Origin of the sequence: Pontibacter qinzhouensis (genome assembly GCF_008017455.1) — a bacterium.
In the GTDB taxonomy this organism is placed as follows: Bacteria; Bacteroidota; Bacteroidia; order Cytophagales; family Hymenobacteraceae; genus Pontibacter; species Pontibacter qinzhouensis.
This window is the reverse complement of the sequence record NZ_VRTY01000101.1, coordinates 1-22,661: the sequence shown is the minus strand read 5'-3', so window position 1 is coordinate 22,661 and position 22,661 is coordinate 1. Positions and strand designations below refer to the sequence as shown.

The 22,661-nt window shown below is 46.9% G+C and carries 24 protein-coding genes; 6 read left to right on the top strand and 18 right to left on the bottom strand.

Annotated elements, in window-relative coordinates:
• Nucleotides 1-500: molybdopterin cofactor-binding domain-containing protein (locus FVR03_RS19955; protein ID WP_147923539.1), on the top strand; the 500-nt coding region annotated here is incomplete at its 5' end.
• A 186-nt stretch (nucleotides 501-686) separates the two neighbouring features.
• On the opposite strand, the gene FVR03_RS19950 is transcribed toward FVR03_RS19955, so the two are convergent.
• The 4 genes from FVR03_RS19950 to FVR03_RS19935 all read right to left on the bottom strand — a co-directional run bounded on the left by FVR03_RS19950 (nucleotide 687) and on the right by FVR03_RS19935 (nucleotide 6,265).
• The gene (locus FVR03_RS19950; protein WP_147923538.1) at nucleotides 687-1,898 is read right to left on the bottom strand and encodes an acyloxyacyl hydrolase; all 1,212 of its coding nucleotides are present in this window, start codon (nucleotides 1,896-1,898) and stop codon (nucleotides 687-689) included.
• A gap of 114 nt (nucleotides 1,899-2,012) precedes the next feature.
• Nucleotides 2,013-3,740 (bottom strand): DUF5060 domain-containing protein, encoded by a 1,728-nt coding sequence (locus FVR03_RS19945; protein WP_147923537.1) that lies wholly within the window; start codon nucleotides 3,738-3,740, stop codon nucleotides 2,013-2,015.
• Nucleotides 3,741-4,027: 287 nt separating this feature from the next.
• On the bottom strand, nucleotides 4,028-5,290 hold the full coding sequence (locus tag FVR03_RS19940) for a nucleoside hydrolase-like domain-containing protein (RefSeq protein ID WP_147923536.1): 1,263 nt from the start codon (nucleotides 5,288-5,290) through the stop codon (nucleotides 4,028-4,030).
• A 147-nt stretch (nucleotides 5,291-5,437) separates the two neighbouring features.
• Nucleotides 5,438-6,265, bottom strand: a complete 828-nt coding sequence (locus FVR03_RS19935) for a hypothetical protein (protein ID WP_147923535.1) — start codon at nucleotides 6,263-6,265, stop codon at nucleotides 5,438-5,440.
• Nucleotides 6,266-6,696: 431 nt separating this feature from the next.
• Here FVR03_RS19935 and FVR03_RS19930 point away from each other — a divergent pair, with 431 nt between their 5' ends.
• Entirely contained in the window at nucleotides 6,697-7,299 is a 603-nt protein-coding gene (locus FVR03_RS19930; RefSeq protein ID WP_147923534.1) for a hypothetical protein, read from the top strand.
• Nucleotides 7,300-7,383: 84 nt separating this feature from the next.
• On the opposite strand, the gene FVR03_RS19925 is transcribed toward FVR03_RS19930, so the two are convergent.
• The 6 genes from FVR03_RS19925 to FVR03_RS19900 form a co-directional block, all read right to left on the bottom strand.
• Complete coding sequence (locus tag FVR03_RS19925) at nucleotides 7,384-7,611, bottom strand: hypothetical protein (RefSeq protein ID WP_147923533.1); 228 nt, start codon at nucleotides 7,609-7,611, stop codon at nucleotides 7,384-7,386.
• Between the two features lie 123 nt (nucleotides 7,612-7,734).
• On the bottom strand, nucleotides 7,735-7,926 hold the full coding sequence (locus tag FVR03_RS19920; protein ID WP_147923532.1) for a cold-shock protein: 192 nt from the start codon (nucleotides 7,924-7,926) through the stop codon (nucleotides 7,735-7,737).
• A gap of 229 nt (nucleotides 7,927-8,155) precedes the next feature.
• Nucleotides 8,156-9,601, bottom strand: a complete 1,446-nt coding sequence (locus FVR03_RS19915) for an NAD-dependent succinate-semialdehyde dehydrogenase (protein WP_147923531.1) — start codon at nucleotides 9,599-9,601, stop codon at nucleotides 8,156-8,158.
• A 216-nt stretch (nucleotides 9,602-9,817) separates the two neighbouring features.
• Nucleotides 9,818-10,309, bottom strand: coding sequence for a VOC family protein (locus FVR03_RS19910; protein WP_147923530.1), 492 nt, complete (start codon nucleotides 10,307-10,309; stop codon nucleotides 9,818-9,820).
• A gap of 320 nt (nucleotides 10,310-10,629) precedes the next feature.
• Complete coding sequence (locus FVR03_RS19905; protein ID WP_147923529.1) at nucleotides 10,630-11,331, bottom strand: DsbA family oxidoreductase; 702 nt, start codon at nucleotides 11,329-11,331, stop codon at nucleotides 10,630-10,632.
• Nucleotides 11,332-11,364: 33 nt separating this feature from the next.
• Nucleotides 11,365-11,997, bottom strand: coding sequence for a nitroreductase family protein (locus FVR03_RS19900; protein ID WP_147923528.1), 633 nt, complete (start codon nucleotides 11,995-11,997; stop codon nucleotides 11,365-11,367).
• A 115-nt stretch (nucleotides 11,998-12,112) separates the two neighbouring features.
• Between FVR03_RS19900 and FVR03_RS19895 the strand changes: the two genes are divergently transcribed.
• Nucleotides 12,113-12,532 carry a winged helix-turn-helix transcriptional regulator gene (locus tag FVR03_RS19895; protein WP_147923527.1) on the top strand — a complete coding sequence of 140 codons (420 nt, stop codon included), beginning with the start codon at nucleotides 12,113-12,115 and terminating at the stop codon, nucleotides 12,530-12,532.
• Nucleotides 12,533-12,544: 12 nt separating this feature from the next.
• Here FVR03_RS19895 and FVR03_RS19890 read toward each other — a convergent pair whose 3' ends face one another.
• On the bottom strand, nucleotides 12,545-13,168 hold the full coding sequence (locus FVR03_RS19890) for a pseudouridine synthase (protein ID WP_255474313.1): 624 nt from the start codon (nucleotides 13,166-13,168) through the stop codon (nucleotides 12,545-12,547).
• A gap of 144 nt (nucleotides 13,169-13,312) precedes the next feature.
• Nucleotides 13,313-13,771 (bottom strand): cold-shock protein, encoded by a 459-nt coding sequence (locus FVR03_RS19885; protein WP_147923526.1) that lies wholly within the window; start codon nucleotides 13,769-13,771, stop codon nucleotides 13,313-13,315.
• A gap of 880 nt (nucleotides 13,772-14,651) precedes the next feature.
• On the opposite strand from FVR03_RS19885, the gene FVR03_RS19880 reads away from it, so the two are divergent.
• Nucleotides 14,652-15,056, top strand: coding sequence for a hypothetical protein (locus tag FVR03_RS19880; protein WP_147923525.1), 405 nt, complete (start codon nucleotides 14,652-14,654; stop codon nucleotides 15,054-15,056).
• Between the two features lie 34 nt (nucleotides 15,057-15,090).
• On the opposite strand, the gene FVR03_RS19875 is transcribed toward FVR03_RS19880, so the two are convergent.
• Complete coding sequence (locus tag FVR03_RS19875) at nucleotides 15,091-15,969, bottom strand: AraC family transcriptional regulator (RefSeq protein WP_147923524.1); 879 nt, start codon at nucleotides 15,967-15,969, stop codon at nucleotides 15,091-15,093.
• A 147-nt stretch (nucleotides 15,970-16,116) separates the two neighbouring features.
• Between FVR03_RS19875 and FVR03_RS19870 the strand changes: the two genes are divergently transcribed.
• Nucleotides 16,117-16,518: a DUF983 domain-containing protein gene (locus FVR03_RS19870; RefSeq protein ID WP_147923523.1), complete on the top strand. Its 402-nt coding sequence runs from the start codon at nucleotides 16,117-16,119 to the stop codon at nucleotides 16,516-16,518.
• A 134-nt stretch (nucleotides 16,519-16,652) separates the two neighbouring features.
• Here FVR03_RS19870 and FVR03_RS19865 read toward each other — a convergent pair whose 3' ends face one another.
• The gene (locus tag FVR03_RS19865; protein ID WP_147923522.1) at nucleotides 16,653-18,461 is read right to left on the bottom strand and encodes a mechanosensitive ion channel family protein; all 1,809 of its coding nucleotides are present in this window, start codon (nucleotides 18,459-18,461) and stop codon (nucleotides 16,653-16,655) included.
• 581 nt (nucleotides 18,462-19,042) lie between these two features.
• On the opposite strand from FVR03_RS19865, the gene FVR03_RS19860 reads away from it, so the two are divergent.
• Nucleotides 19,043-19,690 carry a flavodoxin family protein gene (locus FVR03_RS19860; protein WP_222707277.1) on the top strand — a complete coding sequence of 216 codons (648 nt, stop codon included), beginning with the start codon at nucleotides 19,043-19,045 and terminating at the stop codon, nucleotides 19,688-19,690.
• A gap of 442 nt (nucleotides 19,691-20,132) precedes the next feature.
• Here the strand turns inward: FVR03_RS19860 and FVR03_RS19855 are convergent, their stop codons facing one another.
• The 4 genes from FVR03_RS19855 to FVR03_RS19840 all read right to left on the bottom strand — a co-directional run bounded on the left by FVR03_RS19855 (nucleotide 20,133) and on the right by FVR03_RS19840 (nucleotide 22,491).
• The gene (locus FVR03_RS19855; protein WP_255474311.1) at nucleotides 20,133-20,882 is read right to left on the bottom strand and encodes a class I SAM-dependent methyltransferase; all 750 of its coding nucleotides are present in this window, start codon (nucleotides 20,880-20,882) and stop codon (nucleotides 20,133-20,135) included.
• A 378-nt stretch (nucleotides 20,883-21,260) separates the two neighbouring features.
• Nucleotides 21,261-21,731, bottom strand: a complete 471-nt coding sequence (locus FVR03_RS19850; RefSeq protein WP_147923520.1) for a hypothetical protein — start codon at nucleotides 21,729-21,731, stop codon at nucleotides 21,261-21,263.
• Between the two features lie 87 nt (nucleotides 21,732-21,818).
• Nucleotides 21,819-22,130: a helix-turn-helix domain-containing protein gene (locus tag FVR03_RS19845; RefSeq protein WP_222707278.1), complete on the bottom strand. Its 312-nt coding sequence runs from the start codon at nucleotides 22,128-22,130 to the stop codon at nucleotides 21,819-21,821.
• Nucleotides 22,131-22,149: 19 nt separating this feature from the next.
• The gene (locus FVR03_RS19840; RefSeq protein WP_147923518.1) at nucleotides 22,150-22,491 is read right to left on the bottom strand and encodes a type II toxin-antitoxin system RelE/ParE family toxin; all 342 of its coding nucleotides are present in this window, start codon (nucleotides 22,489-22,491) and stop codon (nucleotides 22,150-22,152) included.
• Nucleotides 22,492-22,661 lie beyond the last annotated feature (170 nt).

Below are 22,661 nucleotides of genomic sequence, written 5' to 3'. Positions count from 1 at the left end.
CTGCTGCGAAGCAGTTTGGCTGGGCAGCAAAGAAAGCACCCGCCAATCATGGGTTTGGCATAGGAGGTGGCACCGAGAAAGGAGGCTTTACGGCTACCTGTGCCGAAGTAAAAGTAGACTCCAAAACCGGTGAGGTAAACGTAGTACGCCTTACCTCGGCCTTTGAGTGCGGAGCCATTATAAACCCCGAGCACCTTGAAAACCAGATTCTGGGAAGCCTGGTGCAAGGGTTGGGTGGGGCGCTGTTCGAGGCTGTAGATTTTAAAGACGGTAAAATTCTGAATCCGCTGTTTGGCCAGTACCGGGTGCCGCGTTTTAAAGATACTCCTGCCATCGAAATTATTCAGCTTAACCGGAAAGACCTGCCTTCGGCCGGAGCCGGAGAAGCGCCTATTGTGGGTGTAGCACCTGCTATACGCAATGCTATTGCAGCTGCTACCGGTATCAGGCTAAAAGCGCTCCCTCTTGTGCCAAATGGGGTTACAGTAGTTAAGAGTTAAGAGTTATGAGTTAAGAGTTTAGTGGAGCAACAGGCGTTCCGGAATGGGGATTTCATTAGAATAATTGTTGATTTTTGATTGGTAAATGGTTAATGGAAGATGTTAGAAATGATGGGAATACACTTCTTTTTCCGGTCATTCTGCAAAGAATCTTTTGGTCAACATAATCAGGAAAGAGATTTCTTACTACTTTCTTTGAAAACTGTAGGTTACTCGTAAATCGATAAACTCGGCAACCTGCCGGTGGGCCAGCAGGTTGAAACCAAATCCAAGCTTCTGGTTTAACCTGTACTGCAACCCCCAGCGATGGTAGAGGCGGTCGAAATAAGGCGTTTGGTCGAAGACATAATAACCCAGGCGCTGGCTGAACAGGAACTTGCCTAAGATAAACTCGTGCCCCAGCATAATGCCCGCTTTTACCGGACTTCCATCCAGTTCGTCAAAATTCAGCCGGTTTTGGAGTTCCTCATCCCGGTAAACTTCTGTTGCCAGGGTTAAATTACTAATGCGGCCCACCTGTTTGGCACCCTGCACCGCAGCACCTGCCATCGGGAAGCGCTTGCGGTTGCCCTCCGCATCGGAGCCTCTTCTGGCAATGCCAAACAAGGTAATGTCCCAACGCGGGGAGTCGCCTAGCCAGAATTTTTCGGTGGAGCGGGGGTGGGTGTAGTAGGGGCGGGTAGTAGGTTGGTAGCTAACGGCTATGCCTGCTGTGGGCCAGTTTATGCCCTTGTTCGGCTTGCTAAGTCCGCCGTTGGAAATATGCTGGTAGTTAACAGACGGGTTGAGCCACCAGTGCTCACTTACCCTGAACCAGGCACCAAGGCCCAACAGTAAATACGCGTTTATGCTGGTGCTGTACGATTGGTTGGCCGGGTTAGCCGTTTCATCGTGCGGGTTGCTGAGATACGAAAGTCCGGCAGATCCTTTAAAAGAGAAAAACGAATTCTGGCCTAGTTTATAGGTTGGTTCCAGAAAATAAGCCGCGTTTACACCCTTTCCTAAAATTGCATTATCGAAATCGTAATACGACAGCAACAGGCCGTTTCTCGGGAAACAATTACACAGGTCCCAGGTATCCTGGTCGTTGCGTTGCCAGCTCAGTGTGAGTTCGGCCCCGATGGGGTTAGCGCCGCTGGTATTCTGCACATCCTGTGAGTGAGCAAAAATAAACCCATACTGCGCACCTACTCCAACCGAAAACAGGCTTGGCAACCTGCCACGGGTTTGAGTGCTGGCGGTTGTATCGGTTTGAGCTGTAGCCTGTTGCAGGCAAAAAAAACAGGCAGCCAGTAAGCTACAGCCATACTTTACAGAGGAACGCAGGTGCGGTAACAGGCTGTTGAAAGAAGTAGGCAGGTACAGAAGGAGGAGGCTGGCAGCATTTTTTATAAGCATAAGCAAGTCATTTAAATAGAACTTAGTTTTAAATACTTACTTAAATGCCCGTGTTTTGATATACTAAAATGTGTTTTTTGCCTGGATTTATATTCCTCCTCCTGCTGTAGCAGGCTACTCCTGCTTTAAAATCAGAACCCAGTCAGTGGTTTTAGAAGGTGCTTTAAAGCTGATCGGGGTATCATCTCCTTTGCCTTTTACAGACGAGGCGGCCGTTTTCTTACCTGTTTTCGTATCTATCCAGCTGTTGCGGTTGTAAGTGTCTTCTGCCAGTTTAAGGGCAAAAGGTTCGCCATCAGGAGCGAATACCAGGTACTGGCGGCCAGGTTCTGCTAAGGCGTACACCCGCATGGTCTGGTGCATTGCCAGCAGCTCATCGTGTGGGCGCATCTTGTAAAACTCTACCTCGCTGCTCATTACCTGCGAGAGCACATCTATATAGCCTGCTGAGGTTATAAACGGGTTGCTTTTATGGAACGGCAGCCCTGAAGGACCATTGGCATATAGTTCATACTCTTTCTCATGCCCGTTCCAGGTAAAAGAGGCTCCTGCTGTGGCGCAAGCCCAGGCCGATCGTCTCAGGTCGTCTTGCGTGGCACCTACGCGTTCGTGCCAGAACCTGCGCCAAAGGGCGTTTCCTTCGCTCATGAAAACGGGTTTGCCAGCGTAGCCGAGCAGGCAGGCCATGTGGTGGGTCCAGGCATCGCGCCAGAGCTGGCGCTCCAGTGTTTTAGCCGGTGCCGCAATCTGGTGGTTTTCTATGGCAGCAAAGGTGTACTCGGGTAGGTGGTAATGATGCTCGCGCGGAAACTCGTCTTCGTAAGTGCGCAGGTGGTTAAACACGTCGTACTGTGCCACCAGCCGTGCAAAGCCTAGCTCGTGGCTCTCGCGGTTGCCGGGCACTTCCCATACAAAGTTCCAGCCGGCCAGGTTAGCATACGGGGCAAGCCGGGCCACCATGTACCGCACCATAAAGTCTTTTTCTTCCGGGCTCAGTTTGCTCCAGTCAGGACCTTCGTTCTGGCTTCCGTCTACCCCCAGAAACATGTGCACGCCTACATTCTGGTCGTTCAGCCAGCCCATGTGCTGCTCCATGCGGCGCCATACATCCAGGTTCATGGTGCTGGAGGCTTTGCCTTCTTCGTACAAAGCCAGGTCCAGGGTTTCGGGTTCGGGGCCATCGAGGTAATATTGTTTAAAGCAGCAGATAGAGAGCAGCCAGTTAACCTGCAGATGGTTGTAACCACGTTCTATAAATTTGCTGTACACGTTCTCTTTAACCCAATCGAAGTTCTGACCGATAGAGCCGTGGCCGGTTTCGTAATACGATTTGAGCCAGACCGGCTCTGTACCGTTGTAGGCATACCAATGCGGGTTTTGGGTGTAGGGCTGCAATACACCTTTGCCAGCACCTGCCTCCGTGCACTCAAAACTGCCCTGGCCGCCTTTGGTGCCATCGGTCCAGGAGTAGACATAGCGCCAGGTGCCGGCCTCATCGGGCATAAAGCGCATTTTCCAGACGTTGCCTGTAGTGGCGTTGCCTTTGCCTGCCCCATCACCATCAAAAAAGCCTCTGAAATTGACCAGTTTGCCGGAAGGTGCCTGGTATTGCACCAACAGTTCCACCTCCGTAAATTTATTGGCATAAGGCTTCTGGTTCAGTACCGAAGTCTCAAATAGTTTGTATTTCCCCACAGAGGTTACTACCTGTGCATTTGTTGAAGTGCCGGTTTCTGCAGTAGGGGTAGTAGTTGCGGCGGCAGAAGTTACCTGGAGTTGCTGCGGCTGCGTACAGGCTACCAGCAGTAGCAGGAACGTTAGAAGCTTCAGTTTCTGAATCATAGGTATTTTGGCTTGGCGATAGTCGTAAAAAAGTTTAGCAGTTGAGTGTTCTGAATTATTTAAATGAAATAGGCCTTCCAACGACTTTTTCTAAGACCCAAGTCTAAGGGTACAGCAATTTTAATTAGCAGAAAAATCACGGTTGGATGCCAAGATTTTCAAGTACGTTCCAGCAGATCGCGCGGCAACATTATCAAGATCTGAATGTTTTACGGACCCTTGAATAGTTTTAAGTGAAATGGCTTCGGAAGGCTATTTTCATTCGAATAATTTACGGTTTACTTTCTCTATTTCTCCTGCAGCCAGACCCAGCGTTTGGCCCAGTCGGCTAAGAATTCCTGCTGCCACTGGTTAACTGTTTTAGCCCCTTGGTGCTCCCCTACATACAAGTCGGGTGCCGGACTGTCGGTGAGCCAGCCTTTCAACGGTCCGAAGTCTTGCGGGTGCCTGGTGCCGGGCAAGGGGTCGGTGCTGGTGAATTGACCCTGTTGGCCGTCGAGTTCTTTTATATGACTGCTGATCCGGTAACTCCACTGACCAATCGATTTTGGAACGAAGCGTACCCGGTATTGGCCTTTGCCTTCGTAGTAACCTTCAAATTTCTGGCCGCTCACCTCCAGCCACAGGCATGGTTCCTCATGGCCTGGGCCAGTGTCCGGCCCTTTCAGCACCCATTCCATCAGCCCGAAAACAGGAATATTGTCGGCTAAGGTGGTGGCCCGTGTAAATTCGCGGCGGGAGCTGTGGCGGAGCGGCACAAAACTGCCTCCCCAGCTCGGCTCCTGCGGTTTTTCAGGGTTACCGTGCAGCAGGTAAGCCACAGAAGGTGTATCGCCCATCTTAATTACTCCTTTGTAATAGTTGCCAAAGTCGTTCCCCATAGCTCCGTGGCCTTTTATATGCTTTTCGAAATAGGCGCTGTTGTCGAAAATTTTTCCTGTTTCGTAGTTCTGGAACCAGCCTCTGTAGGTAGCATTGTTCTCGATTATCCAGAGGTCAGGGAAATGGCTGACGAGGTATTGGTACGCATCGGCACCCCATTTTTTGTTTGGGCCACCAATCCAGTACACACGCAGTTTTGGCGCAATTTCAGGGGCGTCATGCAGGGCCTGGGCTACGTCTTCTATGCCGCCCCATACCAGTACCCATAAGGGCTGTTTGCTTTTTCGTTTGGCACACTCTATTATCCACTCCGATCCTTCAGAAGGAGTGCTCCAGCCTTTAGAAGGTGCCCGCTCTGTAGCGCCTTGTTTTACTACAGCGCGTAAAGCACTTGCTTCCGGAAAGTCTTTTGCCTTCAGTTTAGGGTAATCGGTTTCATACAAATCTATTATCCGTATTATATCCGCTGTGCGACCATCGCCGTAAGGGGAGGAAATAAGACCTTCTGTCTGAAACTTGTCGGCATACATCAGGTAGTGGATCATCGACTGAAAATCATCGTCGTCGGTGCCGCCAATATCGGTGCTTACAATAACGCGCGGTTTTGTCTTTTGCCCTAAAACCGGCAAGGCAAAAAGCAGCAGCAGCAGGTTTAAGGCTTTTATCATTAGCTACCTTAGTAAGGAGACCACAGTGGTACGCATTATTTTTCTAAGCGACCAGAGGCCGCGGAATAATAGAAATAAGCGCGTACGCTCGCGCCATGACTTATAAAAACTTTCAAGGTTTTGCGACTCATTCATTCCCTCATCCACTCATTTCCGGAATGGGTTTTTGAGAAATTTCTGGATCATCCTGGTCATTTGTTTATGACTTTTGGTGGTGTCGGCAAAGCCGATTATGCACACGTGCTCGGTGCCGCTCATGCCATACACTTTGTAGCCGTTTTCGGGACCGGAGCGTCCGAAGCTGTAAAGGTCCATGTTATGCACGTCACCTTTCCTTATTTGGCGGTGGTTCTCGTTGGGTGCGTCGTCGTCGGGCGTTTTAGCCAGAAAAAGGTAACTTTTTACTTTAGGGTCGCCGAGGTAAAACCATTCCGGCGAAAAATCAGAAAACTCACCGCTGGGTATATGCTTTTTACCGTCTGCCGTTACAAAATAGTCTTCGGCATCGGCAGATCCGCCTGCTACGCCTTCGTATAAAAAGGCATACTCACCTTTCGATTTTAGCACTTTTATGGCCACACGATCCGGGAAAAACCAGTACTGGAAAGTAAAGTCCGGGTTAGATGATTCCAGAATGACGAGGTCGCCTTCCGTTTTTCCGTTTACTACCACTGTGGTAGAATTGCTGTTGCGGCCGGCATGCCCAAAGTCGCCGGTGCTGTTCGGGAATCCTCTGAAGTCACCGTTCGGGCCGGGCTCCATGTAAGAGGCAATCCAATCGTTCCCTTCTTTGTCTATAAAGCTTTTGAAACCCGATACACCGTTGTCTTTTTCAAAATAAACCGTACCCATGGGCATGGCAATTTTGTAACATCCGGCACCGTGCCACTCTTCCTCCGTTAACTTTACCTTTTGTGCATAGGCAATCGAAAAGGGCAGGAGCAAGAGGAAAGCAATAACCTGATAGCGTTTCATGAAAGTGAAATTTAGGGAATTAGGCAGATCGCGTTATTTATATATGCACGACTTATTTATTTCTGGAGGAAATATAAACAGTTTCTGAAGATAGAACAAGAATTAACTAGCATTCATTCGTCAGGATTTTATGAAGGAGGAGTTGCAGTTGATTTTCATTTCACAAGCAAGCTATTTCTTCTGAACCTCGTGCTGCTCCAATTAAAATATAGAATTATATGCCCGCAAAGGAATGTTAAGGCGGGCAGAGGCTGTGGAATAGTCGGCACGAGCGAGAACGCTTGCGCCATCAGAAAGTTTAATCCGGCGAAGCATTAGTAGTTGTTGGTGAAGCCGAGCAAAATGGTTCGCCAAATGTGCCAAGTTTGCTTGAAACGGTTTAAATGATTACCTTAAACTATAGTTGGTATTGTTAACCAGATATTTACGCTATGAAAAAAACTGTCCTTTTGCTGGTGCTTGTGCTTACAGGAGCCTGGTCAGTGGCACAGACTCCTGTGCCTGCAGCCGATATTCAAGTTAAAGCAGCCTTGCTGGCGGCGCCATCGGAGAAAAGAGAGGCAGCGGCTGTGCTGGGGTATAACCAGCAAGGGGAGCTGGTAACCCTGCGGAAAGGAACAAACGAACTGATTTGCCTGGCAGATGACCCGAACCAGAAAGGATTTTCGGTGTCGTGTTACCACCAGGACCTGGAGCCGTTTATGGCACGTGGCAGGGAACTACGGAAGGCCGGTAAAAACACACAGGAAATTTTTGAGACACGGGAGCAGGAGGCGGTAAACGGAAAGCTGGCTTTACCCAAGCAACCTACCACCTTGTTTGTATTTACAGCCCCAGACGAGAACTACAACAAAACCACAGGAGAGGTAAAAGATGGCTACCTGCGTTATGTGGTATACATACCTTTTGCTACAGCAGAAAGTACAGGCCTGCCGCTAAAGCCAGAAGGTCCGGCTATGCCCTGGATTATGCACCCCGGTACGCACGGTGCGCATATTATGATAAGCCCCCCGAAAGCTGGCAGCACGCCCTAAGGCAGCATAAAAAAAGGTCCACAGCCTCTAGTTGGCTGTGGACCTTTTTAGTTAACATGAGTTAACTGCTCTATAGAGCCTGATTTAGTATCGGAACAAGAAATTAGTACCGTTACGAATCCACTTTTCAAAGAAAGAGTTGTCGTTATATTCGCCTGAAAGAAGCTCGAAATCAGCTCTGTCTTTGTTGGAGCGAGAGTTCATAAAGTTTGGAAGAGAGTCCTGGTTGTTTGGTTCCCAATCCTGACCTTTTTGCAAAGCAACACAAATGTATTCCCTTGTCGTGCTATCAACTAAGTATTTTCTGTTCATTTTAGTAAGGTACGCTTATTAATTTGTTAATACAAATGAAGCGCGTCATTTGGTGAAAAATATAAATAAAAAAAGCCTTACACGTCATGTAAGGCTTTTTCTTGAATGACTTATATAATTAAACTATACAAGCTGTACGTTTACAGCGTTCAGTCCTCTTTTACCTTCTTGCAGATCAAAAGTAACTTCATCGTTCTGTCTGATGTCATTCATAAGTCCAGATACGTGCACAAAGTACTCTTGCTCTGAATTTGCTTCTTTAATAAATCCGAATCCTTTCAGATCGTTAAAGAATTTTACTGTTCCTTTATTCATAATAATTGTTTGTTATACTATTAAGACATGAAGATATGAAAAATTGTTCATTTATGAGGAGCTATATTCTCCATTTGTCTTTAAAAGTAGTCTGAGAGGCTGCAATGGCTTATAATATTTTTATTTATTGATTTTTATTTAGTTGAGATTAGTACGAATGTCGGTTAAAGGTTATGCTAAAGCCGTACCTGGCTCAAAAACACTCAGGCAGCTTAGCAACTCATTTAGTTTACTCTATGCCGCCAAAGCACATGTACTTAATCTCCATAAAGTAATCCATGCCGTATTTGGAGCCTTCGCGTCCGAAACCAGACTCTTTTATGCCTCCGAAAGGTGCCACCTCCGTTGAGATCATGCCTTCGTTTATGCCGACCATGCCGTATTCCAGCGCTTCGGCTACACGCCAGCAACGGGCTACATCTTTGCTGTAGAAATAAGAAGCCAGGCCATATTCGGTGTCGTTTGCCAGTTGCACGGCCTCCTGCTCGGTGCTGAAGCGAAAGACAGGAGCAACCGGTCCGAACACTTCTTCGCGGGCAATGAGCATGTCGGGGGTGGCATCGGCTAGTACAGTGGGTTGGTAAAACAGGCCTTCCAGCGCTTTGCCGCCAGTTGTTACGCGGGCTCCTTTGGCTAGCGCATCCTCTACGTGCTGCTTCACTTTTTCGAGGCCTTTCTGGTTGATGAGCGGACCTACCTGCACTCCTTCGTCTAACCCATTCCCAACTTTCAGGGCTGCTACTGCTTCTGAGAACTGCTCCAGAAAAGCATCGTACACCTTGTCCTGGACCAGTATGCGATTTACACACACGCAGGTCTGGCCGTTGTTCCGGAACTTAGAGAGAATGGCACCTTTTACGGCTGCTGCTATGTCGGCATCATCGAATACAATAAAGGGAGCATTACCGCCTAACTCCAACGATAGTTTTTTGAGGGTCGAGGCGCTCTGCTCCATCAGGATTTTGCCAACGGGGGTGGAACCGGTAAAGGAGAGCTTCCGGATTTTTGGGTTCTGGCAGAGTTCTTTGCCTATGTCGCTGCTGTTGCTGGAGGTAACAGTGTTGTACACACCTTTGGGGAAACCTGCTTTTTCGGCCAGATACGAAATAGCAAGTGCAGTAAGCGGCGTTTCGGAAGGTGGCTTAACTACTACAGTGCTGCCTGCTGCCAGGGCCGGGCCAACTTTGCGGGTAATCATGGCCAGTGGGAAGTTCCAGGGCGTAATAGCGGCTGCCACACCCACCGATTGTTTTATTACAACCAGCCTTCGGTCGCGTGAAAAAGCTGGTATAACATCGCCATAGGAACGCTTTGCTTCCTCTGCAAACCATTCTATAAACGACGCGCCATAGTCTACTTCGCCCCGGCTTTCCTGCAGCACTTTACCACATTCCAGGGTCATCAGGCGGGCTAGTTCTTCTTTGTGTTCCAGCATCAGGTTAAACCAGTTGCGCATCAGGTTGGCGCGCTGTTTGGCGGTGGTGGCGCGGTAGGCGGGCCAGGCGGCTTCGGCTGCATCTATGGCCTGGCGCACATCCTCGCGGCTCATATCGGTTACACTGGCTATTACTTCGCCGGTGGCAGGGTTCGTTACGTCAAAGGTTTTGTTGCTGGTTGCTTTTACCCACCGCCCGTTCACATAGGCTTCGTTTCTGATCAGGCTGTTCTGTTCCATATGCTTGTGTTGGTCTGTTTAGGTTCTGGCCGGTAATTTACAAAATACTAAGCTCCCTTCGCCAGCTGCTTTTACGGCAGGTGGGGTTCCTGCGCCTATGCTTTGGTTAGAAATATCTGTGCACCCTTGACCCTTTTTGATCATAAAAGCTTTGGAAGGCTGTTTTTATTTGAATAATTGCTGATTGCTGATTGCTGATTGTTAATTGTTGAATTATTAGTCCAGCTCTTTCAGGAGGCCTTGTAAGTCTAGTGCATGCGTGTACATGAGAAGGGAGCCATCAGGGTTTTTCGGCCACTCTTCCTGTGGTCGGTCCCAGTACAGTTCCACGCCGTTTTGATCAGGGTCGTTGAGGTAAATCGCTTCCGAAACGCCATGGTCGGAGGCACCGGTAAGGGGGTAGCCAGCCTCTAGTAATCGGCGCACTATAGCTGCCAGGTCTTTGCGGGTTGGGTACAGAATGGCGGTATGGAAGAGGCCAGTGGCACGGGCAGCAGGAGCAGGGCCATCTTTGCTGTACCAGGTGTTGAGGCCGATGTGGTGGTGGTAACCGCCAGCCGATATAAAAGCAGCATCTTTGCCATACATGGTGGTGACTTCGAAGCCCAGCAGATCGCAATAGAATTTCAGAGCCCGGTCGAGGTTAGCGACTTTTAAGTGTACATGCCCGATTCGGGTTTGTGCCGGCACTGTATAATTTTCTTCCATTTTAATGTGTTTTTTTGGGTTAATGTCTCTCAAGTTTGTTTTCTCGCAATTGTCAACATTTAGTTACTGATGTTCCACTACTTCAGCTTACATAGTTACACCCAGTAGTTTATTCACCCGTTTACAATCAGCAATAGACATTCAACAACAAATTATTCTAATGAAAACTACCTTCCAAAGAGAAAGGAGCCTTTTTTGCCAAGGGTTAGGCAAGGCAACTTAGCTTATTTGTCGGAACCTGGTATCTCTAAAACCAGAAAGTGTACCGATGCACTTCCAGCTTCGGTACACTTTCTGGTTTTATTTATTTCGGCTGGCTTTTAGCAAGAACCGTTAACGTCACAGCTATCGCCAGGCTGATTTAGTTCTTCGAAAGCAGGCGTTAGTTGGGAAAAAACCTGATGAAATGCTTCTGGTGGCTGGGCACCGCTTACCAGGTATTTGTTGTTGATAATGAAGGCCGGAACTCCAGTAATGCCAGAATCCTTTGCCCATTTTTCCATCTCCAGCACCGCCTCTGTACCTTCTTCTCCCTCAAAAAAGCCCTCTAATCGCTCGGCTGGTATGCCGCTTTCAATTCCGATACTGGTTAGCAGGGTAGTATCGTTCATGTTGTTTCCTTCGGTAAAGTAGCTATAGAACAGGGCCTCGGCCACTTGTTGCTGCACACCACATGCACCAGCCAGCCAGATAAGCCTGTGGCCGTTAAAGGTGTTATTTACCGTAGTCAGCTTATCGAAGTTAAAGTCGATGCCTTCTGAAGCTCCGGCATCGGTGAGGCGCTTGTTCATGGCACCCAGTTGTGCGATAATCTGAGGGCCGTAATTTCTGGTGAAGTATTCCTCACGGTTCATGCCCTCCTGCGGTATGTTTGGGTTCAGCTCGAAAGGTTTAAAGCCCACTTCAAACTCAAAGTTGCCCGCTGCCTCTGCCATGGCTTTCTTTAAGCGATAATCGCCTACGTAGCACCAGGGGCAGTTAATATCAGACACAATGTCTATTTTTACTTTCTGCTTATTCATTTTTATAACGTATAATTTTCTGAGCCCCGGTCGTTACTGTACAATAAAAAGCTTCTCTTTCTGTCGCCTTACTTTGGGCAGGCCAGCAAGCCAGTCGTTTGTAGTGTCGCGGTAGCCAAGTGGCATAATGGTAACGCTGCGTAGCCCTTTTTCTTTCAGGTTCAGCAGCTCATCTAGCTGCGAGCTGTTAAAGCCTTCCATAGGAGTGGCATCAACTTCTTCGGCAGCGGCTGCTACTAAAGCGGTACCCAAGGCGATATAGGCTTGTTTGGCAGCCCATGTGAAGTTTTCTTCCTGCGTGTTTTTAGCGGCAATGTTCAGCAGGTTGTTTTTAAAGTCGACCAAGGTAGTTTCCGGCTGGTTTCTGGTGGCAGCGGTGTGGCTGATGAACTCATCTATGTGGCCGGGTGTAAGGTTGTCCCAGGCAGCGAATACGAGCAGGTGCGAACTCTCCACAATCTGTGGCTGGTTCATGGCAATTGGCTGTATCTTCTTTTTCAGTTCCTGATCTTCGATTACCAGCACGGTGTATGGCTGCAGGCCCATAGAGGAAGGAGCCAGGCGTATGGCTTCTAAAATGGTATTTACTTTATCGGAAGGCACTTTCCGGCCGGTCATTCTTTTGGAGGCATAGCGCCAGTTCAATGTTTCAATTATCTTGCTCATGGTAGTTTAACGTATATACAACAGTAATGATTCAATACTAGGTTACTTTTAGTAACTCAAAACTATTTAGTAACTTTGACGAAATCAAGTAGGTACATCAATTTAACTAAGGCACATGGAAGTAACTAAAGTTGAAAACCAACATGTTAAGGTTCAGGAAAAAATAAATGATGTTTTCGACTCCAGTCACAGTCTCTCGGCCTGCTGCCCTATTAAGGACATTTTGGGGAGGTTCGGCGATAAATGGTCTATCTACGCCATCCTGATGCTGGGGCGGGAGGAGAAGCTGCGCTTTAACGAACTGAAAAGCATGATAGACGGCATATCGCAGCGAATGCTTACCGTAACGCTAAGGTCGTTGGAAGAGGATGGCCTGGTTTCCAGAAAGATTTACCCGGAGATTCCGCCCAAAGTGGAGTACCGGCTAACGGAGCTAGGGCAGGGCCTGCTGTTGCAGCTGTTACAGCTCGCAGACTGGGCTAAACTTAACCTCCATGAAATTCTGGAAGCCAGGAAAAGCTTTGCGGAGCGGTGAGAAACTGCTATTTTAGGATTTCTTTATTGGAAGAATTCCAACAAAGCCTTCAATTTCCTGCGCGGCACCAGGAGCCAGGTCCAGCAACTGCAAGTTGCCGATGCGCACCCTTACCAGCCGTAGCGTAGGAAATCCTACGGCAGCCGTCATTTTCCGGACCTGGCGGTATTTGCCTTCCGTTACGGTAATAGAAACCCAACTGGTAGGGCCATGCCTGTCGTCTCTGATCTTGCGGCTGCGTGGAGCAAAGCCGGGATCCTGGCATATTTTAAAAGCCTGGCATGGGAGGGTTTGGTAAACTTCTTTGCTTACGGTAATTTCTACGCCTTGCTGCAACTGTGCGATGGCTTCGGAGCTTATAAGGCCATCTACCTGCGCGTAGTATTCTTTCTCGATGTGCCTACTTCTTACAAGCTCACTCATTTTGCCATCGGTGGTCAGCAGTAGCAGACCTTCGCTGTCCTGGTCAAGGCGGCCAATAGCCATGGTGCCCTCTGGAAAGTCGTGCAGGTCTCCGAGTAGCTTCTTGTTTTTGTGGTTCGTAATAAACTGACTAATGTAGCCGAAAGGTTTATGCACGATAAAATGGCGGTGAGTCATGAACAGGAACTTGCCCGGATATGCTGGTATACGCATGTAAACCAGGCCGGGAAAATGGTAAAAGCTAAGGTGGGTGAATGGGGTAATTAAAACATCGGTGAAGGACTAAGTTTAGCCCCCACCTTTGATCTCTGCTTGGGGCTGGCTTTGGGTATTACCAGCTAACCGTGACCATGCCTGTTAAGAAGCGAGCTTTACCTTTACGGCATTCGGGCCTTTTGGTCCCATCTCTACTTCAAACGTAACGCGGTCGTTTTCTTTTATAGTACTCAGCAGGCCATTAACGTGTACAAATACACTTTCCTGCGTTTCCTGGTCTTTTATAAAGCCGTAACCTTTCGATTCGTTAAAGAAAGCAACAGTGCCTTTTCGTATCACATCGGCCGGGTCTGCAGCTTCCTGCTTCGATATGCCAATCTGGATATCTTCCTGCTTAATTACTTTCTTTTTCTTGGTCGGATCTGGCGGAGTAGTGCTAATGTTGCCATTCTCGTCTACATAAGCAAGCATATCGTCGAGGCTCTGGCCTTTGCTGGCGTTTGCTTTGCGCTCTTCTTTCTTCTGCTCCTTGTCTTGTTTCTTCTTGTGCCTTTTTTTCTCGTTTTCTTTTTTACTAAACGTTTCCTGTGATCTACCCATATTATTTTTTGTGCTAACTATTTTTTGTGTTTAAATGATAGAATAAACTGCACGCCTGTGCCGCTGCGATAACCCTAGATTGTACGTAAATAGCTACTGATAAGTAACTTGAGTAAACGAATGTTTCAGGGAATCTGAGAATATATACAATATTACGAATTAAATAAGACTAATGATGTACTCTTTTTGGTGTAAACCTGTTTTAGTCGCAGGTTTTTATAGCCAATGGTCTGTATTTAAATCTCCTTAGCACCACTACTTGCCATACCAGACTAAAGTAACCGTTTAAACTATAAAGTTCAGGTAGAGCAACCCTTGACCTAAATTGAGCTGAAAACCTTCTGGAGGCCCTTTTCATTAGAAAAATCTGAACCAGCTCTTTTAAAGCGCCTGCTGAAGCATGCTTCGTAAAATAACATTTATTACAGGTTCTGGTTCCATTTCTGATGATTACCTTCTATTCTGCTAAAGCCTCATCCGGTTCTGATAAACTACAACTTTTATTACCTGTATTTCATTTTTCAGCACCATGTATGTGGAGGAGGCAAAGAGGAAGACAAAATAAAAGGCAATTCCGGTTCTAAACAACTTGCCTAGAAGTTTCTGAAAAAGAAGCTATTAGAAAGGGGCGAGGCGACCTTTACCTAATATTCTTATAAAAGAGCCAACTTTCTGCCTACTCAGCGGTATAAGAACTGGAGTTGCAAGCTAAGTAAGTGAAACTGCCGCTGCAAAATGTACCTTGTTTTTATACGTATTTAAACTGATTTAAATACCAGTTTTATAAGAAATGGCACTAAACTTATTTTTCTATTGTACTCTGGATGTTCAATATATTGGTAATCCATTTATAGTGAGCAACAAAACTTAAAAAGCATACATGAATTTCTTTGATTTAAAAACCGGCTACGCTCTAGCAGCCTTTCCTGATTTTGAGGCAGCCTTTGCAGCTACCGAAGTGTACAGCGAAAAAGGATTTAAAATAGTGTACCTCAACGAGGTGAGCCATATGGGCGAGCAGGAGGTAATGGAGTTTGTTCTGAAATACAAGTCGCAGCACAAGTATTATTTTCATAACTACACAATTGGCAAAAGCAATGACTTAAAGCTGAAAGCAACGGAGAGTCTGCAGACAGCCCTTCAGGTTTTAGCTGGCATTAACCAGCAGGAGCCAAAATTCCTGATGATTCTTACTCCTAAAAAAGTCCTGAAAACCAGGGAAGAGCAGGTGAAAGCCATTAAACAGCTATTGTCCGTTGATCAGCCTGCCAGGACGCGCGCCTAGTAACGGCGCAAAATAATTGGTTTATAGACCTCCTTTATGTTTGCGACAGCTTAAACTGCTCCGGTGTTAGCCCGGTGTGCTTTTTAAAGAACCGGAAGAAGTAGGTGTTGTCGAAGTACCCTAGCTCGGCTGCTATTTGCGATGTTGTGAGGCCGGAGTGCACCAGTAGCCTTTTCGCCTCCAGCAAAAGGCGCTCCTGCAGAAGCTGTTTGCTTGTTTTACCGAGCGCCTGTCTGCAGGTTTCGTTCAATTGCTTGGGGGTTACGGCAAGTTGAGCGGCATATTGGCTCATTGGCATGTGGCTTTTGTAATGCTGGTCTATCAGCTGTTCGAGCTTCTGTAACAGCGCATAACCCGATGGTTGACCTGCCTTTTCGGCTCCGGCACCCAAATACACCCGCTCCAGCCTAAGCAACAATATATCCAGATAACGGCTTTCCAGAACCTCCTTTTTAAGCTGCTGTTGCTGGTGCTCCTCCTGCAGCAACGTATACACGTTGGCCAAAACCTCTGCCTCCTGCTGCGTTACCACCAGGTGGGGCGTGTGCCGCAGAGCATTAAAAAACGGAAAATCGTAGAGTTTAAGATGGGGGTAAGCACTCGCGTAAAATTCCTGCGTAAAAAACATAATAAAGCCATCGGCATCTTCTGAAAGCCGCCACTGGTGCACCTGCCCCGGCACCATAAAAAAAACCGATCCTGCCCGTACTTCATAGGTCCTGAAATCGATGGTATGCGTACCTGAACCTTGCGTTACAAACAGCACAATGTAAAAAGTATGCTTGTGCGGCTCCTGAATAAAAGCATGCTCCTGTAAATGGGTAGAGAACTGCCTGAAATAAAAATAGTTTTCTGTGGCTGTCTGCTCCTTGAAATCCTGTATCTGGTAAAGCGGTATCTTGGGTTCTGGCATGCTGCAATATACAGTTACTGCTCCATAATTTCAGGAGAACAGGCCCATACGTACATACTGTTACCGTAAAGTACAGCATATTGGCCTATTTGTGCCGTATAAAGAGGTTTGTAAATTGTACCTTTGTCGTAACGAAAGCCTAGTAGTATGAGCCAGAAAAATTCGCTGCTGTATAGTATTGTTGCCTGCAAGTGCCCCCGATGCCGCGATGGGAACATGTTTATAGAAAAAGCACATTATACCACCCGGTTTGCTGATATGCACACCAACTGCCCCTGCTGCGGACAAGCTTTTGAGCCGGAACCGGGTTATTACTACGGCGCCATGTATGTTAGCTTCGCGATTAACGTAGCCATATTTTTTATAACCCTGCTGGTGCTGTACCAAATCGTGGAAGAAGTGAGTGTGGCCATGATGGCAGGTGCTGTGGCAGTGGTGGTGGTTGGCCTGTTGCCTGTTATTTTCCGCATTTCCAGGTCGCTCTGGATCAGTATCTTTATCAGGTACGAGGGTGCCTGCAGCGACATCCCCAAAAAGAACCAGGCCTGATAAGAGTTAAACCAGAAACTGATTGGTGTAAATACTATTTGGCAGAACACGCAAATTATGTAAATGAAAATGGCCTTCTAAAGCTTTTTGGGCTTCAGAAGGCCAAGGGTAGCAAGAGGTACCTTCCTGTTCAGTTATTGAGGTTTTGTCTGCTGGCTGGAGCCTTCCGGAGGAAAAGGAATGGTGTTTCGTAAGCGGCTGATTTGCTCTGGGTCGAAATTGGGAAGTTGCATATCGCCGGCCTCGCGCCATTGCCGCACCTTCTCATTTACGTCGGCAGCTTTTTCTTCCGACACGCCTTTGTCTCTGGCCATATAAAGTGTCTGTGCCGGAACCGCAAAACCAGTGCCGCTAGCCACTACCACATCCATCATCCGAAGAAAAAGGTCTTCCTGAATCTCCAGAAACTCGCTTACATCGCGGGCATGAACGTAGGCGAAAATTTCGAGGTCGAAAGAGGCTTGCGCTATTTTAACAAACCGTATACGTGCCGGGTCGGGGTGCACATTGGGGTGCGCATACAAAATAGACCGTAGCTCCACCAGCAGGTACCGAATCTGGTCTGGGGTGGTTTCGAAGCGCAGCGAAAGCGTAGGATGAAACCAGAACCTGTCGCGATGGGCGTAGTTTTCTATCCGGAGAGAAGAAAACTCACCGTTCGGAATGGTGACAATGGTTCGGGCGAGGGTTCTGATGCGGGTAGAGCGCATGCCTATCTGTTCTACGGTGCCCAACGTATCGCCTACCTTACAGAAATCGCCAACGCGCACCGGTTGGTCTGCTATGAGGGTTACGCTGCCCACAAAGTTCTCTACTGTTTTCTGTGCACCCAGTGCCAGCGCAATACCACCTATACCGAGTGCTGCCAAACCTGTTGTAACATCAAACCCGAGTGTGTCCAGTATCGCAATTATACCGAAAACAAACAGCGCTATTTTAATGCCCCGGCGCAGGAAAAGTACAGCAGATGTTCCGGAAACGTTACCGCGTTTGGTCAGGCGTTTTTCAGAGAACCTGGAGATAAAATCGACAAGGCGCCACAGCAGCAGCAACAGGGCCACTTGCCCTACCACCACGTTCATCTCGCTGAAGCGTTGGCGCACGATAATAGAAATGCCCACCTCCTGGCTAGATGCCACCAACAACCACACCGACAGGTACAGCTGCAAAGGCAGGGCAAAGGCTTTGAGGATGCCGGCAGTAGGTTCTTCGCGGCTTTTACTCCACGATACCCGGATAATCAGGAGGAGCAAGGAAATGATTCCCCAGGCCAGCAGGTAGGCCATCAGGCCCAGAACAATCATGCTGAGCCAGTGCCCCACCGGTACGCCGCTCCATTTTTTTGTTTTGAGGATGCCAGGCAGAAGTTGGTCGGTTAACGGAACAGCAATAGAATCTGGTGTGGCAACAGGAAGGCGCTGCACGGTCTGGGACGAAAAAAGCCAGATGGGTTCGCCGGTCGGTCCTTCTGTTTTCTCCAGCATCAGGTCAAACGAATCGCCGTTAACAGACACAGTTCCTACCCGGTCGAGGTTTGGCCCCAGGTTGTCGTCGTCGTGCCCTTCTGGTTGGTTACTGATCCAGGAGTAGGGCATAATGTTGCCGCGCTTGTCGAGCACGCGTTGCAGCGTCTGGGCCAGCTGGGCCGCCTCCTCGTGCTCTTTCTTGTGCTCATCGAGGCTCAGGTATCGGGCGGCCCTGTTGTAATTTTCTGCGGCTACTGCCTCTATAAACCCGGTAACTGTACCGCGTGGCGTTCGCCTGCCCAGCGAGTCGGCTGGCCATTGCGGCAGAATGGCGGTTTGGGTAGTGTCGTTGGTTTCTGGCAGTAGTTGAGCGTGTGCGGCTGGTGCCACCAGTAGTAGCAGGGCAAATAAAACTAGCAGGGGGGAAGAGAGCAGGCTTGGCCATAGCCTGGCATGTAAACGTTTCAGATTTGGCATAGGTAATAAAAAGCCGATTTGGTTTAAAGAGTGAATTTTGGTTGAAGCGGATTTAATTACTGACTGCAGGTAGTAGCAGACCTCCACTTACAGCAATGCTCTGCTTATACGCGGTAACACAGCCGTGGATACCGATAAATACAGCAAACCGGAAAAGGAACAGCTGTTTCAGTTGGTAAAACAAAGAAAAAATAACATGCCTTTTAAATGGCGCCTGCCTATCTGGCACTCCTTTTTTTTGATTTTTGCCTATAGGAGAGCAGCATAGAGTGGTATGATATTTTTTCTTGAGGTAGAAGTTAATAAAAGTCTACTTTCAACTTCCGAAGAATTTGGTTGACCTTTATACCTATTAAAAAGCCCGCTTACCCTTGGCGATTTATAAATTAAAAAGCTTCCGGAGGCCGTTTTCATTAGAAAAATTCAGGGCTTTTGTCTCATCATCATCTTTAGCGAAAAGGTAAACCATTCCTGCTAAAGACTCGTCTAGTTTTAGAGCAAGGCCACTAAACCGGAGGTCTGACTTATAACCCAGGAGCCACCAAACTAATCCTGCACTTAACCACCTTATGAAAACGAACTTGAAAGCATTATTCTTAAACTGTACCCTCAAAAAATCACCTGTTACCTCCAACACAGAGGCACTTATAAGCAAGGCAGTTTCTCTCTTTAAGGAACTCGGCGTAGAGAGCAAAGTTATCAGGATAGTTGATCATCAGGTAGCTTTTGGCGTAACATCAGATGAGGGTAACGGAGATGAATGGCCAACCATCTTAGCTGAAATAAAGCAATCGGATATTCTGATATTAGGTTCACCCATTTGGCTTGGCGATAAATCTTCTGTCTGTAAAATGGTGATAGAGCGCATCGATGCCAGCACATCGGAGCAGGATGAGAATACAGGGCAATACCCCTTGTACAATAAAATTGGCGGTGTGCTCGTAACCGGAAATGAAGACGGTGCCAAAAAAGTATGTGCCGAAGTTCTCTTTTCGCTTAACCACTCCGGTTGCACCATTCCGCCTAATGCCATGGCATATTGGGTAGGTGAGGCCGGTCCCGGACCCAGCTACCTCGATGCCGAGGGAGACAAGCATTTGTTCACAAATAAAAACCTGAGGTTCTTAATCAGCAATACAGTATACTTTGCCAAATTAATAAAAGAGCAGCCGATTACAACTAACCTGCATAAGCTGACGCAGGAGGCAGAACAGGAAAGTAAGGGGTAGCAGGCAGTTGGTATTGAAGCAATGCGCCGGATCAGTGTGTAAAAATGTAGTTCGGCGCATCCGTACTTACTCGTTTCTCCTATTCATAGTCCTGTAAACAGGATGGTTTGTAATAACTTATTTGGAAGGAACTCTGCGATTAGCCTGTATCTTCAAATTTTGGAGTCAGAAATTACATCACCTTAAAAAATACGGCACATGTAGCACGATACACGACACACGAATTTTTGTAAATTGAATAACAAGGTGTAATAAATTCTGATGAGTTTTATTGCAGTCTGTAGTAAAGGAAATTCGGTCGGGAAAATGTATCTGTTTGGTTTATAGCTTTCGAATTTTTCCAAAGAAAAAGGCCTCCAGAAGGTTTATTCTCAGAAAATTGCCAAGGGTCAAACCGATAGGAGGGTAGTCATGTCTTTCAGTTTACTAGATATTTGCCTCTTTACTCATCGCTTTTTTTGAATAGCAGGAAATGCTGAATCGGGAGAAAATCTTCTCGTCTGGAGAGTGTAAAACCGTTTGCCGCCAGCTCCTTTTGTACCTGCTTCGCAGTCATTTTGTGAAGTTCCTTTATCGCTACCTTCGGGTCTTCGGCACGGTACTCGAGTAAGAGCAATTTACCGCCTGGTTTTAAGGCCTTGTGTATAGCCTGCAGTATTTCCACTGGGTACTCCAACTCATGATAAACATCTACCATAAAGGCAAGATCGAGTGAGGCATCCGGCACATTTAAACTCATTGCGCCTCCTTTTACTACTTCAACCTGCTTTAACCCAAGCTCCTGGCTTCGTTTTTTAAGTTCAGAAACAAATGCATCCTGCAACTCAACGGCGTAAACTTTTCCTTCTGGTACTTTTTGGGCTACCATAAATGTATAGTAGCCGGTTCCTGCGCCAATATCGGCCACCACACTCTCAGGACCTAAACTCATGCTATCGATGGCACGCTGTGAGTTTTCTTCTTTCTGCCTGCTGCTCCTGTCAAGCCAGGCACTTCCGCCCGTTCCGATTACATGAGCAATTTCGCGGCCCATATATACCTTGCCGGTACCACCCGCACCAGGAGGTTTCGTTGTATAAACAGAGGCTGCTCTTCCCTCAACCTGCGCCTGGCAACTGTTCCCGGCAATCAGGAAACAAGCCAGTAATAGTACAACACGCTGCATTTTGCTTTGGCGGGAGTTCTTGTTCATAAACAGAGGCTATTTGTTTTACACACGTTCCCTTCTGATACGGTATTACCCATTGGTCTGGCTCAATTCTGGTCTTTTTACTCTTTTAAAAGCTACCGTTGAGTGTCCCGCTAAAGGCTACGTTCGTAGTTTTCCCGGGCTTGTAAGAGATCAGCGGCCCTTTATTTCCAAGGTTGAGGAGCTAGTCTTATTCCCTTGCCTGCCTCAGGCACAACTGGACCTGAAGAGGAAAAAGGTGATAACGACGGTAATGGTGAGATGGCTTATCCGCAGGGGATACGAATCTTTGCCCGAGTACTACATTGAAAGTAGCTCCACAACTTAACGAACCGCTGTATGCGAGACCCGCTTGTACAGTGGTGTGTGAGGCGCTCCCCGCTACCTAACCGTGGCGGGGCCGTCTACACGATTCGTGCCAGTTATATTTTTTATTTCTTCAAAAGTATTCTTGATTTCTATTGGCACATCAGCTTTAGAAAATCTAAAATTCTTAACATCCTTATTTTTATAAACTTCTAGAGAATATGTATTCTTAGTTGAGTCAGTTTGAATATACTTTTCTATTTCTTCTAAATCTATTTTATAGAGCACATTTTCTAAATTATGCCATTCCGCTTTTGAAGTTATAACCTTTGTTCTGAGCTTTTCCCCTTTAACATGCAAATAGTTAGCAATAGGCGTTATGTAGAATATTTGTTTTTTCGCTAAATCAATTTCATATTTTTCAATGAAAAGATTTGACGTATCATTTAAGGAAATTCTCAGCAAATCGACTTGCCTCAAATCTAGTTGAGCAAATGAAGTTATATGGATGAATATAAATGCGAGTAGTAATATTGTTCGTTTCATCTTAATTGGCACCAACGGTGTAGTATATACAGAGCCCGCAGCGGAGCAAGGGTTTTGTATATGCAGTGTTGGGCGTTCGGATTTTCTTTAGACAAGCCTGACAAAGTTGTCTTCAAGTTTTACATTGAAGTTTATTTCAGCTTTAAGTGCCTTAAACACTTTTAAAACTGTGTCGATTGTTGCGCTGTTTGCGCTACTTTCCAGTTTAGATATTTGAGATTTCTGTACGCCAACTAACTGCCCCAACTGTTCCTGCGTCAAATTCCGCTGTTTCCGTGCAGCTTTTATCATTTTGCCTAACACATCCATATGAAGTTCATATTCATATTCATCTCTCTCTTGCGTACCAAGCTTGCCTATGTATTTGTCTTTCATCTCAGCAAGTGAGTAGCTTTTCATTTCTTGATTTGCCATAGGGTTACTTTTTCTGTTTATTTTCAAAATACCTTTTCCTAATTTTCACAGCTCTTTCTATTTCGCTCGGTGCAACCTTGTCCACTTTCTTGATGAACCCATGAGTTGCAAAAACTAAAGTTTCTTTATCGTCTGTTTTGTCCCAAAAAGCAAGAAGCCTTATTTGCAGTCCTGCATACTTTGTTCGAAATTCCCAAATGTCCTGCTGAAGCTTCTTAAAGAGCTTTGGGTCATTTGTTTGTTCAGCAAGGTCAATGTTGTAAAATATTTTCTTGATCGTCTTAGAGTCAAGTCCAGCGATGAATTTTTCGGCTTCTTCTAAAAATTGTGTCTGAAAATAATGCATTACAATTTATCCTTGTTTAACGGAGCAAAGATAGTAATAGTTTCCAAATTTAGAAACTGCATATTTTTAGCTATTTGATATTCATCATTAATTTGACGCCCAACGGATTGGTGCAGGCAGCGGGTGAGGCATTAGCCGAACGTGGTGCCTGTGCTGTGTTGGCAGATTTA

What these genes read in the sequence shown, in the direction of transcription:
- FVR03_RS19950 (WP_147923538.1), bottom strand. Translation starts at nt 1,898, where the DNA reads ATGCTTATAAAAAATGCTGCCAGCCTCCTCCTTCTGTACCTGCCTACT.
- FVR03_RS19945 (WP_147923537.1), bottom strand. Translation starts at nt 3,740, where the DNA reads ATGATTCAGAAACTGAAGCTTCTAACGTTCCTGCTACTGCTGGTAGCC.
- FVR03_RS19940 (WP_147923536.1), bottom strand. Translation starts at nt 5,290, where the DNA reads ATGATAAAAGCCTTAAACCTGCTGCTGCTGCTTTTTGCCTTGCCGGTT.
- FVR03_RS19935 (WP_147923535.1), bottom strand. Translation starts at nt 6,265, where the DNA reads ATGAAACGCTATCAGGTTATTGCTTTCCTCTTGCTCCTGCCCTTTTCG.
- FVR03_RS19930 (WP_147923534.1), top strand. Translation starts at nt 6,697, where the DNA reads ATGAAAAAAACTGTCCTTTTGCTGGTGCTTGTGCTTACAGGAGCCTGG.
- FVR03_RS19925 (WP_147923533.1), bottom strand. Translation starts at nt 7,611, where the DNA reads ATGAACAGAAAATACTTAGTTGATAGCACGACAAGGGAATACATTTGT.
- FVR03_RS19920 (WP_147923532.1), bottom strand. Translation starts at nt 7,926, where the DNA reads ATGAATAAAGGAACAGTAAAATTCTTTAACGATCTGAAAGGATTCGGA.
- FVR03_RS19915 (WP_147923531.1), bottom strand. Translation starts at nt 9,601, where the DNA reads ATGGAACAGAACAGCCTGATCAGAAACGAAGCCTATGTGAACGGGCGG.
- FVR03_RS19910 (WP_147923530.1), bottom strand. Translation starts at nt 10,309, where the DNA reads ATGGAAGAAAATTATACAGTGCCGGCACAAACCCGAATCGGGCATGTA.
- FVR03_RS19905 (WP_147923529.1), bottom strand. Translation starts at nt 11,331, where the DNA reads ATGAATAAGCAGAAAGTAAAAATAGACATTGTGTCTGATATTAACTGC.
- FVR03_RS19900 (WP_147923528.1), bottom strand. Translation starts at nt 11,997, where the DNA reads ATGAGCAAGATAATTGAAACATTGAACTGGCGCTATGCCTCCAAAAGA.
- FVR03_RS19895 (WP_147923527.1), top strand. Translation starts at nt 12,113, where the DNA reads ATGGAAGTAACTAAAGTTGAAAACCAACATGTTAAGGTTCAGGAAAAA.
- FVR03_RS19890 (WP_255474313.1), bottom strand. Translation starts at nt 13,168, where the DNA reads ATGCGTATACCAGCATATCCGGGCAAGTTCCTGTTCATGACTCACCGC.
- FVR03_RS19885 (WP_147923526.1), bottom strand. Translation starts at nt 13,771, where the DNA reads ATGGGTAGATCACAGGAAACGTTTAGTAAAAAAGAAAACGAGAAAAAA.
- FVR03_RS19880 (WP_147923525.1), top strand. Translation starts at nt 14,652, where the DNA reads ATGAATTTCTTTGATTTAAAAACCGGCTACGCTCTAGCAGCCTTTCCT.
- FVR03_RS19875 (WP_147923524.1), bottom strand. Translation starts at nt 15,969, where the DNA reads ATGCCAGAACCCAAGATACCGCTTTACCAGATACAGGATTTCAAGGAG.
- FVR03_RS19870 (WP_147923523.1), top strand. Translation starts at nt 16,117, where the DNA reads ATGAGCCAGAAAAATTCGCTGCTGTATAGTATTGTTGCCTGCAAGTGC.
- FVR03_RS19865 (WP_147923522.1), bottom strand. Translation starts at nt 18,461, where the DNA reads ATGCCAAATCTGAAACGTTTACATGCCAGGCTATGGCCAAGCCTGCTC.
- FVR03_RS19855 (WP_255474311.1), bottom strand. Translation starts at nt 20,882, where the DNA reads ATGAACAAGAACTCCCGCCAAAGCAAAATGCAGCGTGTTGTACTATTA.
- FVR03_RS19850 (WP_147923520.1), bottom strand. Translation starts at nt 21,731, where the DNA reads ATGAAACGAACAATATTACTACTCGCATTTATATTCATCCATATAACT.
- FVR03_RS19845 (WP_222707278.1), bottom strand. Translation starts at nt 22,130, where the DNA reads ATGAAAAGCTACTCACTTGCTGAGATGAAAGACAAATACATAGGCAAG.
- FVR03_RS19840 (WP_147923518.1), bottom strand. Translation starts at nt 22,491, where the DNA reads ATGCATTATTTTCAGACACAATTTTTAGAAGAAGCCGAAAAATTCATC.